Here is a 13,113-nt window from a genome sequence, read left to right as displayed (position 1 = left end):
AGTGTCAACGCGCTTTTTTGAAAGCTGCCCCGCCGGCTCAGCCGGCCAGCACTTCCTTGGATGCCACCGTCGAATCGGCGTTGAGCCTGTAGATGACCGGCACGCCGGTGCCGAGCTCGAGTCTGACGATCTCCTCGCCCGACTTGCCGTCCAGCGCCATGATCAGCGCGCGCAGCGAATTGCCGTGCGCCGCCACCAGCACTGTGCCGCCGCGCAGCACATGCGGCTGCAGGTCGTGCAGATAATAGGGCCAGACGCGCGCGCCGGTGTCCTTCAGGCTTTCGCCGCCGGGCGGCGGCACGTCGTAGGAGCGGCGCCAGACATGCACCTGCTCCTCGCCCCATTTCTTGCGCGCGTCGTCCTTGTTGAGGCCGGAGAGGTCGCCATAGTCGCGCTCGTTCAGCGCCTGGTCGCGAATAGTCTCGAGATCGCTCTGGCCGACGGCGTCGAGAATGTGCTGGCAGGTCTTCTGCGCCCGGATCAGCGACGAGGTGAAGGCGATGTCGAATTTCATGCCGCGCGCCTTCAGCTTGGCGCCCGCCTCCCTGGCCTCGGCGTGGCCCAATTCGGTCAGGTCGACGTCGCGCCAGCCGGTGAAAAGGTTCTTCAGGTTCCATTCGCTCTGGCCATGGCGCACGAGCACGAGAGTTCCCGACATTTTTGCTCCTTCAGTTTGGTGGATGAGATCGTCTCAGGCGAGTCCGAGCACGTCGCGCATCGAATACAGGCCCGGCTTCCTGCCGCGCGCCCACAGTGCGGCCTTGACCGCGCCGCGGGCGAAGATCGCCCGGTCCTCGGCGTGATGGGCGAGCGTGATGCGCTCGCCGGTGCCGGCCAGCAAGACGCTGTGGTCGCCAACCACTGAGCCGCCGCGCAGCGTGGCGAAGCCGATCGAGCCGGTCCTGCGCACGCCGGTATGGCCGTCGCGCGACCGCACGCTGTTCCCGTCAAGGTCGATGCCGCGGCCAGCGGCGGCGGCTTCACCGAGCAGCAGCGCCGTGCCCGACGGCGCGTCGACCTTGTGCCGATGGTGCATTTCCAGGATCTCGATGTCGAAATCGTCGGCATCGAGCGCGCGCGCCGCCTGCTCCACCAGCACCGCCAGCAGATTGACGCCGAGGCTCATATTGCCTGACTTGACGATCGTCGCGTGGCGCGCCGCCGCCGCTATCTTTGCATTGTCGTCCGCCGAGCAGCCGGTGGTGCCGATGACATGGGCGATGCGCGCCTGCGCCGCATAGCCGGCGAATTCGACGGTCGCCGCCGGGCTGGTGAAATCGAGGACGCCGTCGGCCCTGGCGAAAGCCGGCAGCGGATCGTCGCCGATCACCACGCCGATAGTGCCGATGCCGGCCAGTTCGCCGGCATCCTTGCCGAGATGCGGCGAGCCGGCCCGCTCGATCGCGCCGGCGACGCGGGCGCCCGGAATGGTGTGGATGGCGCGGATCAGCGCCTGGCCCATCCTTCCGGCCGCGCCGACCACCACCAGGCCCATTTCACTGACGGGGGGGTCGTTTGTGGCCGTACCGCTCATAAATTTCTCCCAATCGCTTTTTTCGCGCGCCGCAGCAGAGTTTGGATTGGCTTGCCGTCGTCGACAAGCCCCAGCCCCTTGTTGCCCTGCAACCGGTGGAACCGGGCATAGACGCTGTGCGGGTCGGCCATCAGCGAGGCATGCGTGCCTTGCTCGACCAGCCGGCCCTGTTCCAGCACGATGATATGGTCGGCATTGACCACGGTCGACAGCCGGTGCGCAATGACGATGGTCGTGCGCCCCGCCATGATCTGGGTCAGCGCCTGCTGGACGCGCGCTTCCGCTTCGTTGTCGAGTGCCGAGGTCGCCTCGTCGAGCAGCAGGATCGGCGCCTGCCGGACGATGGCGCGGGCGATCGACAGGCGCTGGCGCTGGCCGCCCGACAGCGTCAGGCCGCCTTCGCCGACAGGGGTGTCATAGCCCTGCGGCTGCTGGCGGATGAAGCCATCAGCCTCGGCCTGTTGCGCGGCCAGCTCGATCTCGGCGTCGCTGGCGCTCAGCCGCCCGTAGCGAATGTTGTCGCCAATGCTGCCTTCGAACAGATAGGGCTGCTGCGAGACATAGGCGATGCAGCGGCGCAGCGACTGCTTGGTGACTTTCGAAATGTCCTGGCCGTCGACCTCGATGCTGCCCGCCTCGACATCGTAAAAACGCTGCAGCAGCGCCACCAGCGTCGACTTGCCGGCGCCCGAGGCGCCGACGATGGCCGTCATCTTGCCAGCGGCGGCAACGAAGCTGAGATCCTGCAGCACCGGGGAGTCGGCGACATAGCCGAACGACACATTGTTGAAGCGCACCTCGCCCCGGGTAATCTTCGCTTCTGCCGGTCCGGGCGCGTCGCCCTGCTGCGGCTCGAGGTCGAGCAACTCGTAGATCATGCGCGCATTGACCAGCGCCCGTTCCATGCCGACCTGCATGCGAGCCAGCCGCCGGGCCGGGTCGTAGGCAAGCAGTAGGGCGGTGATGAAGGAAAACACCGCGCCGGGCGGCTGGCCGCCGACGGCTGCCCGGTAGCCGGAATAGGCGATGACGCCGGCGACGGCGAAACCGGCCAGCATGTCGGAGATCGGCGATAATCGTTCCGAGACGCGGGCGATGCGGTTTGCCCGCTGCTCGGCGCCGGCGACAAGATCGCTGATGCGGCGCGACAGCTCGTCCTCCAGCGTGAACGCCTTGACGATGGCGATGCCTTGGGTTGCTTCCTGCATGGCGCCGATCAGCCGCGCGTTTATCTGCACGGCTTCGCGCGTGGCACGCCTTATTCTGCGGGTCAGATAGACGACGGTGTAGATCAGCGGCGGCCCGATCAGCAGCGACATCAGCGACAGCATCGGATCCTGCCAGATCATGACGCCGATCAGCGCGATCAGCGATACGGCGTCGCGTGCCAACGACGTCAGCGTCATCGACAGCAGGTCGCGGATGCCGTTGACGTTCTCGTTGATCTGGGCGGCCAGCCGTCCCGAGCGCGTGTCGTTGAAGAAACCGATGCCGAGCTTCATCAGATGAGCGAAGATGCGGCGCTGGTAGCGCGCCACCAGATTGTTGCCGATCCTGGCCAGCGTCACCGCCTGGCCGTAGGTAGCCAGCCCGCGCAGCATGAAGGCGCCCAGGATCAACAAGCAGATCAGCGCAATGAGATCGCCGCGCTGCTGGTAGAATATCTGGTCGACGACATCCTTCATGATCCAGGCGGTGAAGGCGGTGGTGGCCGCAACCATCACCAGGCACAGAACGGCCAGAACATAATACCAGCGATAGTCACGGCCGTTCTCGGCGAGGATGCGGCGGATCACCGCCACGACCTCGCCGGGCCGGGCTTTGGCTTGGGTGTTTGGGGCTTGGGTGTTTGGCGACTGGTTCAAGTCGGGATCGTTCCGCGATGTCGGTCCGGCTCCGGCCGGGTTAATTCGGCAATCCTCTTAGCGTCCCGGTGCCGGCTTGCCTATGGCAATGGCCGGCAAAACTTCGTGCGGTCAGGCCCGCCAGCGCCGCCCTGCGGTCTGGACGCCGAACAGCGATGGGTTTCTGGCATAGGCGGCAAGGCCAGAAAGCGCTGCCAGCGGATGGGTGATCACATAGACCGGCATGGTGCGCATCAGTTCGCTGTGCGGCGCCTTGTCCTCGAAGGCGGCGCGGAAATTGCCGGTCTTCAGCGCCGGCAAGATTTTCTGCGCGATGCCGCCGGTCAGGAAGACGCCGCCGCGGCTCATGAACACCAGCGCAAGGTCGCCGGCGGTGCGCCCGAGGCAGGTGACGAACAGCGACAGCGCTTCCTCGGCCACCGGATCTGACTTCGCCAGCGCCGCGGCGGTGACCTCGGCCGGCGTGGTCAACGGCGCCGGCTTGCCGTCCGCCCTGGCCACCGCCCGATAGGCATTGACGAGGCCGCGCCCGGACAGGATCTGTTCGCCGGAGATTCTGCCCTCGAGCTTCTCGATATGCGCAAACACCTGGAAATCGCGCGGCGAGCGCGGCCCGATATCCATGTGACCGCCCTCGCCGGGCACCGGTATCCAGTGATTCAACGCGTGGACCAGGCCGGCGACGCCAAGCCCGGTTCCGGGGCCAAGCACCACGCGCCCGGCATTGGGCTCCGGCGCATCGCCGCCGATCTTTTCCATATGCTCTTCGCCGAGCGCCACGACGGCCAGCGCCTGCGCCTCGAAATCATTGAGCACCACGACGTCGCCGAGGCCGAGGCTGGCAAACATTTTTTTCGGCTTGACGATCCACGGGCAGTTGGTGAGCGGGATCTCGTCGCTGTCGACCGGGCCGGCCACCGCCAGCACGGCGGAGTTGGGCCGCACCGACGAGCGGTCGAGCACCGCCGCCTGGATCGCTGAGTCGATCGTGTTGAAATTGGCGGTCTGGACGATCTGCGGTTCGGTTGGTTCCGAAGTCGCGTCGAGCACCATCGAAAAGCGCGCATTGGTGCCGCCGATGTCGCCGATCAGGACCGGAAACTGCAGCACTGTGTCGTCGTCGCCTGGCATGCTCTCGTCCGTCCCAGTTCCCAGTGGCGTTCCGCCGTTCTTTTGTTGACTAGCGCATGACCCGGGAAAGGGAAAGTCGCTTCAGGGGAGTGCGTTGGCGCCGCCCCTCACCTGCCTGCCGGCATCCTCTCCCCGTATAGACGGGGAGAGGGGCGGTCTTGTCACCGGTTTCGCCAATCACCAGCGTCGCAGGCAGGGCGCCAAGGCAGCGGCCAGCCCTTTCTCCCCGTCACTATACGGGGAGAAATGCCCGGCAGGGCAATGAGGGGCGGCGCCAACCCCAACAGTTGGTTGACTCCAGTTGGAAGCCGAGGCGCTGGCCTCAGCCTCCCGGCCGGGGTCGCGGCAGCGGAATGCCGATCTCGGGCGTTTCGGCGTAGGCGTTGGCCGTGGCCGGGAGGGCTGCCGCGCCGCTTGCCGATGCCCGCGCCGGCGACGGAGCCTTGGTGAGAACGGGTGCAGCCGCGACCGGCACGCCGTCGCCATAATAGGTGACCGCCTCCGCCGAAGCCGGATCTGGCCCGTCGAGCACAGCCTGGCATGCTGCGGGCAGGCTCGCCATCGTCATCAGGTCGCGCGCTTTCGGCCTGTCCGGGTTCTTGTTGGGGCGCCACGGCTCCTCGGTGAACCACCATGCCAGCGACTGGTCGCAGCCGTCGCCTAGCGCCGTGTTTTCCTGCGCCTTGCATTTGGGCGAGCCGGGCTGGCAGCCGATGCGGATGTGGAAGTGATAGTCGTGGCCCCAGAACGGCCTGACCTTGCGCAGCCATCCGCGGTCGCCTTTCACCGTGTCGCAGAGCTTCTTCTTGATGCCGGGATTGACCAGGATGCGCTCGACTTCCGCATAGCTTGCCGCGCGCTTAAGCAGCCGCGTATGCGCCGGCGCCCAGAGCGCATCTTTAACCAAATGGGTCTTTTCGTCGACAAGCAAGGTGGCGCTCATGTTTTCGCGCTGCTCGAGCGAAAGCTTGCGGTCGGGCATTGGCGTCAGCCAGATGTCTGCGTCGAGGCCGATCTGGTGCGAGGCATGGCCGGTCAGCATCGGACCGCCGCGCGGCTGCGAAATGTCGCCCACCAAAAGGCCGGGCCAGCCATCGGCCGCGGCGTCGCGCGACAGTTTCTCGATCAGCGCGATCATCGTCGGATGGCCCCAGCGGCGGTTGCGCGAAGGCCGCATCACTTCCCATTTCGGGCCGTTCAGGGGTATGGCGACGCCGCCGGCAAAGCAGCCCTTGGAATAAAAACCGATCGACTGCGGCGCAGCCACGGCCGGCAGCTGTTTGGCGCCGAACAGGTTTTTCGCCAGTTCCTCGGCCGCCGCAGGTCGCGCTGCAAGCCCCGCCACGGCGAGGACGGCGAGTGTTGCTAATGCATGTCGCCCAAAAGTGCGCAGCGGTTTTGGGACAACGACATGCGTAAACAGAGATCTAAAGCGCGTTGCGAAGCGCTTTAGCAGCAGCGATTTACCGCGCAATGATCGCTTCAACATCGTCATGAAAGCAGAACCCCTCTGCAAATTAAGTCGAATCATAGCACGCCCGGCGCGCGATTTCGATCACGACCGCTTCATCGGGCTGCGCGCCTCGCCGTCGCGCCAGTTGCCCGAAACCCACATATGGTCGAAGGCCGACCGGTAGTCGGGAAAGCGGAAGCGATAGCCGGCCGCCTTGATCGCCGTGTTGGCGACACGCTTGTTCTCGCCATAGAAGGACCGCGCCATCGGCGAAAGTTGGGCGGTCTCGAACGGAATTTCCGGCGGCGGTGTGACGCCCATCAGCCCTGCGGCATAGGTGACGACGTCCTGCGGCGGCGCAGGCAGGTCGTCGGTGACGTTGAAGATGCCGCCGCTGATGTCCTTGAGCAGATGCCAGAGCGCCCCGGCAATGTCGTCGCAATGGATGCGGTTGAACACCTGGCCCGGCTTGACCAGCCGCCGCGCGGTGCCGTTTTCCAGATTGACCAGGGCATTGCGGCCCGGCCCGTAAATGCCGGAAAGCCGCAGGATCGCCACCGGCCGGCCGATGTCGCGACCCAGCTTCAGCCAGTCCTGCTCGGCGGCGACACGCAGCATCGAGCGCTTCGACAGCGGCCGGCATTCGGCGGTCTCGTCGACCCAACCGCCGCCATGGTCGCCGTAGACGCCGACGGTGGAGAGATAGGCGATCCATTCGAGCGCCGGCATCTTCGCGATTGCCTGGCGCGCCGCATTCAGCACCGGGTCGCCGGCCTCTTCCGGCGCCACCGAAATGACGAGGTGGGTTGTTTTCTCGAGCGCGTCGCTGATTTCAAGCGTCAGCGCGCCATCGAAAAGCAGCGGCTGGATTCCGGCTTGCCGCAGCGCTTCGAACTTCTCCGCTGCGCGTGTCGTGCCAAGGATCGTGGCGGCATCCGTGCTGGCGCGGGCAAATGCCTTGCCCGAATAGCCGGCGCCGAAAGTGAGGATCTGCTTCTCGCTCATGCATGCGCCTCGATCTGGTTTGCCAGCGCCAGGCGCCATTCGCGTCGCACGGCCTCGTCGCCTTCTGCTTTCACCGCAGCGCTGGCCGATTTGGCGAATTCCGAAGCCGGCACAAGCCGCGACAGCGCCCAAACCGCTGCGCCGCGCACCAGCGGCGAGGCGTCACCGAGCAGCGCACGCACAGCGTTGCCGAGCGAGGGTTCGCCGGAATTGCCGGCGGCGATCAGCACATTGCGGACAAAGCGGTCGCGACCGATGCGCTTGACCGGCGAACCGCTAAAGAACGACCGGAAGGAAGCGTCGTCGAGCGCCAGGAGCTCGGCGAGCGGCGGCTCGCGCAAATCGGCGCGGGCGACGAGCTTTGCCTCGGACGCTGCCCGGGCAAACTTGTTCCATGGGCAGGCGGCCAGGCAATCGTCGCAGCCATAGATGCGGTTGCCGATTTTTTCGCGGAATTCGTGCGGGATCGGCCCCTTGTTCTCGATGGTGAGGTAGGAGATGCAGCGGCGCGCATCGAGCCGGTAGGGAGCCGGAAAGGCGTCGGTCGGGCAGGCGTCGAGACAGGCGCGGCAAGAGCCGCAATGGTCGTCTTCGGGCGTATCGGATGCAAGCTCGGCCGTCGTGAAGATGGTGCCAAGGAACAGCCAGGAGCCGTGTTCGCGGCTGACCAGATTGGTGTGCTTGCCTTGCCAGCCGAGGCCGGCGGCTTCTGCCAGCGGCTTTTCCATCACCGGGGCGGTGTCGACGAACACTTTTACGTCGCTCCCAGAGCGCGCCACGATCTTGCCGGCGATCTCTTTCAGCCGGCCTTTGATCACGTCGTGATAATCGCGGTTCTGCGCATAGACGGAGATCGCGCCGCGCTGGCGCTTGCGCAGCACCGCGCCCGGGTCGTGGTTCGGCCCGTAGTTCATGGCCAGCACGACGATCGAGCGAACTTCGGGCCAAAGCGCCATCGGCTCGCCACGGCGTTCGAGCGTCTCGGCGATCCAGTCCATCGAGCCGTGGAAGCCGTCGGCGACGAATGCGGCAAGCCGGGCCGGCGCCTGCGGGATCGCATCGGGCGTGGTGACGGCAACGGCATCGAAACCGGCGCGCCGCGCCTCGCGGTCGATCAGCGCGCGCAGGTTTTGCGCTCTAGAAATCGAGGTCCGCATAATGTGACACCGGCGACAGGCCGCGCACCCGGTCGGACAAAAGCGGCCGGAATGATGGCCGTGATTTCACCCGTGCATACCATTCGCGCGCTGCAGCGTGTTCGCGCCAGTCGATCTCGCCGAGATAGTCGAGCACGGACAGCGCAGCCGCAGCGGCGAGGTCGGCATAGGTGACCTTGCTGCCGGCCAGCCAATGGCGGGTGCCGGCCAGCCAGTTGGTGTATTTCATATGCTGGCGGATGTTGGCGCGCGCGGCACGGATCGCCGCCGAATCGGGCGAGCCGCCGCCCGCCGTTTCCGGCATGATCGGCTTCAGCACGCGCTCGCGCACCAGGTGCCGCGTCACCTCGCTATCGGCCTTGTTAAGATACCAGTCGGTCAGCCGGCGGATTTCGGCGCGCTCCATTGGGTCCTCGGCGAACAGCCGCTTGTCGCGCTTGAGCACGCCGCGCGTCTCGTCGAGATATTCGCCGATGACCATGGCGCCGACGATCGGCACGTCGCCCTCGGCAAGCAGGATCGGCAGCGTGCCGGCCGGGTTCAGCGCCAGGAACTCCTTGCGCCGCATCCACGGCTTTTCCTCGATCAGCGCCAGCTCCTCGCCATACTCGCCGAAAGCGAGGCGAACGAAGCGGCAGGTGGCGAACATCGGGTGGTGGAAAAGCGTCAGCATGGTCCCGCGATAATAGAGCGCACTGGCAAATCGCCGGCTGCGCCGGTAAGTCTTGGCCGCCCCGACTCCGGGGGGCCGCCCCGATTCAAAGGGCCGTCAGGGTGCTGCGACCTATAGGAGGAGTTCCGCGCCATGACAAGCAAGCCGTTCTTCAAAGCTCTCACTCGAACGCCGAGGTTTCCATGGAAAGCCAGACCATTGTCGAAGCGCTGCTGCTCGGCATGATCGAGGGCATGACCGAGTTCATTCCGGTCTCGTCAACCGGCCATATCCTGCTTGCCGGTCATTTTCTCGGCTTCCATTCGACCGGCAAGGCCTTCGAGATCCTGATCCAGCTCGGCGCCATACTGGCGATCCTCAGCGTCTATTTCCATCGCCTGTGGCAGATGCTGGTCGATCTGCCGCGTGATCGGGTGACGCGGCATTTCGTTCTCGGCATCCTCGTCGCCTTTCTGCCGGCGGCCGTCATCGGCGCGCTGGCGCATGGCTTCATCAAGACGGTGCTGTTTGAATCGCCGAGGCTGATCTGCGTCATGCTGATCATCGGCGGCTTGGTCCTGTTGTGGGTGGATCGCTTCAAGCCGAAGCCGCTCTATCACGACGTCGAGCGGTTTCCGCTCCGGCTCTATCTGCAGATCGGGCTGTTCCAGTGCCTTTCGCTGATCCCCGGCACGTCGCGTTCCGGTTCGACGATCGTCGGCGCGCTGCTTCTGGGCGTCGACAAACGGGCGGCTGCGGAATTCTCCTTCTTTCTCGCCATGCCGACGATGGTCGGCGCCTTCGCCTTCGACCTGTTCAAGAACCGCAATGTGCTGACCAGCGCCGATCTGCCCATCATCGCCGCCGGTTTCATCGCCGCCTTCGTCGCGGCGCTTATCGTCGTGCGCTTCCTGCTCAACTACGTCTCGCGTCACGGCTATTCGCTGTTCGGCTGGTGGCGGCTGGTCATCGGCACCGTCGGCCTGGCGGCGCTGTTCGTCTGGGGCTGAGGCGGCGCAGTTATTGGCCAGGGCGCGGTTTGCTTTAGCCTAGCTGAGGACCCACTAATCCAGCAGGGTGAAAGATCGCTTTTAGGCGCTGCGTTTTCTGGGAAATGCGCCTGCCGTGGCGCTCTGCTACAGACATAAAAATCGTCCTCGCCGGGTTGTCCCTGCTACGGCCAGCTGAGGAGCGGCATCGTTTCAATGCCCCGTTCCTAATCACAGACTCAGCCTGCGGGTATTACCGGCGCAGCTGGATCGTGCGGCCCAGGAACATGGCCTGCAGGGACCACTGCCGCCGCTCCAAACACATGCTTCTCCTGGTCGTCGAAGAATATGTGAGCACCGAGCGCCTTCAGGATGGGTGCCTTCTCGCGGCTGCCGACGAAGTGCGCCTCGTCGGCTGGAGTTCCCCAAGCCCTTAGCGTGCGTATGACCCGCTCATGCGCAGGCGCGTTCCGAGCAGTAACAAGCGCGATCCGAACCTTGCTGACGTTGCCCTCATCGAGGAAGACCCGGCGCAATGCCGACAGCTTATGGAGAAAATTGCCAAATGGACCGCGCGCCATCGGATTGCTAGCATTCGCGGTCTCATGTGCTAGGAAGGCGTCAATGCCTTGCTCCTTGTAGATTGCGTCGGACTCAGGACCAAACACGACTGCGTCGCCGTCGAACGCGACCCGAACCTCGCCGGCCGGCGTTTCGGCACGGTCCTTGGGTGCCACGCCGAGCCGAGCGGCAGCCGCACCGCCGACCACCGCTCCTTTCACGTCTGCGTCCGCGTTCGAGAGAAACAGGTCGATGCCCCACGCCGGTACCAAGGGCGCAAGCGAGCGCCCGCTAGTGAAGCTGCCGGTTTTTACTATAAGGCCATGGTGATCAATCGACTTAAACGCCCGGAGAGAGAGATCGGGCGAATTCTGCGACAAGAGGATCACCTCGACATACGGAGCCGCGCCAGGATTGTTCAACGCAAGAAGGCGCTCAACAACCTCAAAGCCCGCGCCCCTGCCCAGGATCACGTCCTCCCGATCAAGCTGCATTGCGGCATAAGCCTTGACGCCATTTTCCTCGAATACGCGATGCTCCTCCTCCAAATCGAAGAGCGCGCGCGTCGAGATTCCGATTCGCAGGGGGTTGACCCTCAGCTCATCCCCAGCGTCGCCACTCCCATTGCTGTCCCTGAGCTCAAGCGAGGGATCGACAACTTCCATGTGCTTACTCCACCTGAACTTTCCACCGTCGGTCGTATCGCTCCCCACGGCCTGGTCCGAGGCGAACCGCTCGCCAGAGAACCAACCAAAAAATCGGTCGTAGCTCGTCACGATGTCCTATCCGTCAGCCGCTCTTTTAAATCAAAAAACACGAGACAGCTCCAGGCGGCCGGCTGGTGCGTACGCTGAGCAACCAGGTTGATGGACGAGTGAGACTACGGCAAACATTTATTTGCCGAGCATTGCTGGAAAGTCTGTCTTGCCGGGTTGGTGCGCGAACACTCTCTCCATAAATGGCGAGCCGGCAACTTTCTGGTACGCCCCTTCTGCCAGCCCAAGAAGGGTCTCTCGCCTAGCGGGCGTGGCCAAATCGAGGCCAAGGTCGATGATCTGTTCGTTCGAGGGCCGCGCATCGATACGCAAGTATCGATCCTGCAGTTGATGCTCGACCATAAAGTCCACAATCTGCTGTTGGGAGGACATTACCGTTGAGATTAGGCGCTCGTTTTGCATCCACCCGGTGACGCCCAGATCTGGGCCCAGTGATGTTGGCAGCGAAAACCCTGTGGTAGTAGTGCCCACACTCAAGAGCGTGATGTCTGACATCTGCTGGTTGCAGAAATGCACAGCCTCGTGGAGCGCGCAAGCGTCTGGGGAGTTTGCGACCAGACCTCCATCTGCGTAGTAGCTGCTCTCAATTTTGGCCATCGGAAAGAATGTTGGTGCAGCAGATGTCGCCATGGCAACGTCAACTGCCTTGCGGTGAAGATCGACAACGACACCGGAACTGTGTGGCGTTTTAAATATCTGCACGCTTCCTTTCGTCATATTCACCGCTGGTACCAGCAATCTGGTTCGCGCATGTCCGATGAGTGTGTCTTTTCCGACAATCTTTTCGATGGTCGCGCGGAGAGCAATCCCATCGTACTTGGGACCACCTGTATAGAGTTTGTACTGAGCTACCTTCCTTCCGATCCACCCCGCAGCAGGCTCCCCTTTAGGGAAGATCGAGGGCCCCTGTTCTAAGAATATATCTCTTATGTCCTTGGCAGTTTTCTCCATGGCCAGCCCGATGGCGATAATCCCTCCGATCGAGGTCCCGGCGATGAGATCGAAGCATTGGCCAATCGGCTTGCCGGCTTGCCGCTCCAACCTTGCCAACACCTCAATTGTGAACAATCCGCGATAACCGCCACCGCTTAAAGACAAGATGTTGAATGGCATTTATTGGCTCCGAATGACTTGTGAAATACGGCCTTCATGCTACGCGACGCTAACTCGACTTCTAACAGATAAAAGAACGTCAAATTTTATATCGATGTCAGGCGCACAAACAATCAATCAAGATTAACGACGACGCGGTTGCGGCCGCCGTTTTTGGCTGCGTAGAGCGCGAGGTCGGCGCGCTTCATCAGCCCGGCAACTGAGTCGACACCCTTCAGCACCGACGACACGCCGACGCTGACGGTAACCTCGATCGTCTTGCCGTCGTGACCGACGGCAAACGGCATATGGGCGATTTCGGCGCGAATACGCTCCGCGACCTTTTCGGCGACCGTGCCGTCCGTGTCCGGCATCACCACGACGAATTCATCGACGCCGAAAACGCATGCAAGGTCGATGCCTCGGATATTATTGCGCAATCGCCGCGCGCACTCGCGCAGCACGTCGCCGCCTGCGTAGTGGCCGTGTGTGTCGTTGATCGATTTTAGATGGTCGATGTCGGTGATCACCACCGACAGTGGCCGCCGCCGCGCCACGGCGCGGTCGAACAGCGTCTGCAGATGGCTGTCGAGATACCGGCGATTGTGCAGCCCCGTCACAGAATCGGTGACCGCCATCTCGATGGTCTGGGTGACGCTGCCGCGGAGCTGGTCGTTGTAGCGCTTGCGCCGCACTTGCGTGCGCAGCCGGGCGGTCAGCTCCTGCTGGTCGATCGGCCGCATCAGATAGTCGTTGATGCCGAGCTCGAGGCCGCGGACGATGCGTCCCTCCTCACCCTCCTGCGCCAGAAGGATGATCGGCACGAAACGGGTGCGATCGAGCGAACGCAGTTGCGAGCAGAGCCTGAGCGGATCGAAATCGGCAAAACCCGTCGAGA

The 13,113-nt window shown here is 63.9% G+C and carries 12 protein-coding genes; 1 reads left to right on the top strand and 11 read right to left on the bottom strand.

All coding sequences use genetic code 11. The features are described from left to right. Positions 1-37: 37 nt before the first annotated feature. The 8 genes from M727_RS0125570 to M727_RS0125535 all read right to left on the bottom strand — a co-directional run bounded on the left by M727_RS0125570 (position 38) and on the right by M727_RS0125535 (position 8,818). Positions 38-658 (bottom strand): 2,3-bisphosphoglycerate-dependent phosphoglycerate mutase, encoded by a 621-nt coding sequence (locus M727_RS0125570; protein ID WP_027155025.1) that lies wholly within the window; start codon positions 656-658, stop codon positions 38-40. Positions 659-691: 33 nt separating this feature from the next. After that, the gene (dapB, locus tag M727_RS0125565) at positions 692-1,534 is read right to left on the bottom strand and encodes a 4-hydroxy-tetrahydrodipicolinate reductase (RefSeq protein WP_027155024.1); all 843 of its coding nucleotides are present in this window, start codon (positions 1,532-1,534) and stop codon (positions 692-694) included. Continuing rightward, positions 1,531-3,399 (bottom strand): ABC transporter ATP-binding protein, encoded by a 1,869-nt coding sequence (locus M727_RS0125560; RefSeq protein ID WP_027155023.1) that lies wholly within the window; start codon positions 3,397-3,399, stop codon positions 1,531-1,533. Before M727_RS0125560 ends, dapB begins: the two co-directional genes overlap by 4 nt. Before the next feature lie 111 nt (positions 3,400-3,510). Further along, the gene (locus M727_RS0125555; RefSeq protein WP_027155022.1) at positions 3,511-4,530 is read right to left on the bottom strand and encodes a glucokinase; all 1,020 of its coding nucleotides are present in this window, start codon (positions 4,528-4,530) and stop codon (positions 3,511-3,513) included. A 322-nt stretch (positions 4,531-4,852) separates the two neighbouring features. Beyond that, positions 4,853-6,061 carry a penicillin-insensitive murein endopeptidase gene (gene mepA, locus M727_RS0125550; RefSeq protein ID WP_027155021.1) on the bottom strand — a complete coding sequence of 403 codons (1,209 nt, stop codon included), beginning with the start codon at positions 6,059-6,061 and terminating at the stop codon, positions 4,853-4,855. A 24-nt stretch (positions 6,062-6,085) separates the two neighbouring features. Next, positions 6,086-6,988, bottom strand: a complete 903-nt coding sequence (locus tag M727_RS0125545; protein WP_027155020.1) for an SDR family oxidoreductase — start codon at positions 6,986-6,988, stop codon at positions 6,086-6,088. After that, complete coding sequence (gene queG / locus M727_RS0125540; RefSeq protein WP_027155019.1) at positions 6,985-8,145, bottom strand: tRNA epoxyqueuosine(34) reductase QueG; 1,161 nt, start codon at positions 8,143-8,145, stop codon at positions 6,985-6,987. Before queG ends, M727_RS0125545 begins: the two co-directional genes overlap by 4 nt. Next, entirely contained in the window at positions 8,126-8,818 is a 693-nt protein-coding gene (locus M727_RS0125535; protein WP_023803685.1) for a glutathione S-transferase family protein, read from the bottom strand. Before M727_RS0125535 ends, queG begins: the two co-directional genes overlap by 20 nt. Positions 8,819-9,000: 182 nt before the next feature. Here M727_RS0125535 and M727_RS0125530 point away from each other — a divergent pair, with 182 nt between their 5' ends. After that, a complete protein-coding gene (locus tag M727_RS0125530) occupies positions 9,001-9,807 on the top strand; it encodes an undecaprenyl-diphosphate phosphatase (RefSeq protein ID WP_027155018.1) in 807 nt (268 codons plus the stop codon). 218 nt (positions 9,808-10,025) lie between these two features. Here M727_RS0125530 and M727_RS0125525 read toward each other — a convergent pair whose 3' ends face one another. The 3 genes from M727_RS0125525 to M727_RS0125515 form a co-directional block, all read right to left on the bottom strand. Beyond that, positions 10,026-11,123, bottom strand: a complete 1,098-nt coding sequence (locus tag M727_RS0125525) for a 5'-nucleotidase (RefSeq protein WP_245269003.1) — start codon at positions 11,121-11,123, stop codon at positions 10,026-10,028. A 117-nt stretch (positions 11,124-11,240) separates the two neighbouring features. Beyond that, on the bottom strand, positions 11,241-12,236 hold the full coding sequence (locus tag M727_RS37445) for a CBASS cGAMP-activated phospholipase (RefSeq protein WP_051505738.1): 996 nt from the start codon (positions 12,234-12,236) through the stop codon (positions 11,241-11,243). Positions 12,237-12,349: 113 nt separating this feature from the next. Continuing rightward, on the bottom strand, positions 12,350-13,113 hold a 764-nt coding region (locus tag M727_RS0125515), incomplete at its 5' end, for a diguanylate cyclase (RefSeq protein WP_027155016.1).

Origin of the sequence: Mesorhizobium sp. WSM2561 (assembly GCF_000513915.1) — a bacterium.
Lineage (GTDB): Bacteria > Pseudomonadota > Alphaproteobacteria > Rhizobiales > Rhizobiaceae > Mesorhizobium > Mesorhizobium muleiense.
This window is presented reverse-complemented; position numbering and strand designations above follow the sequence as displayed.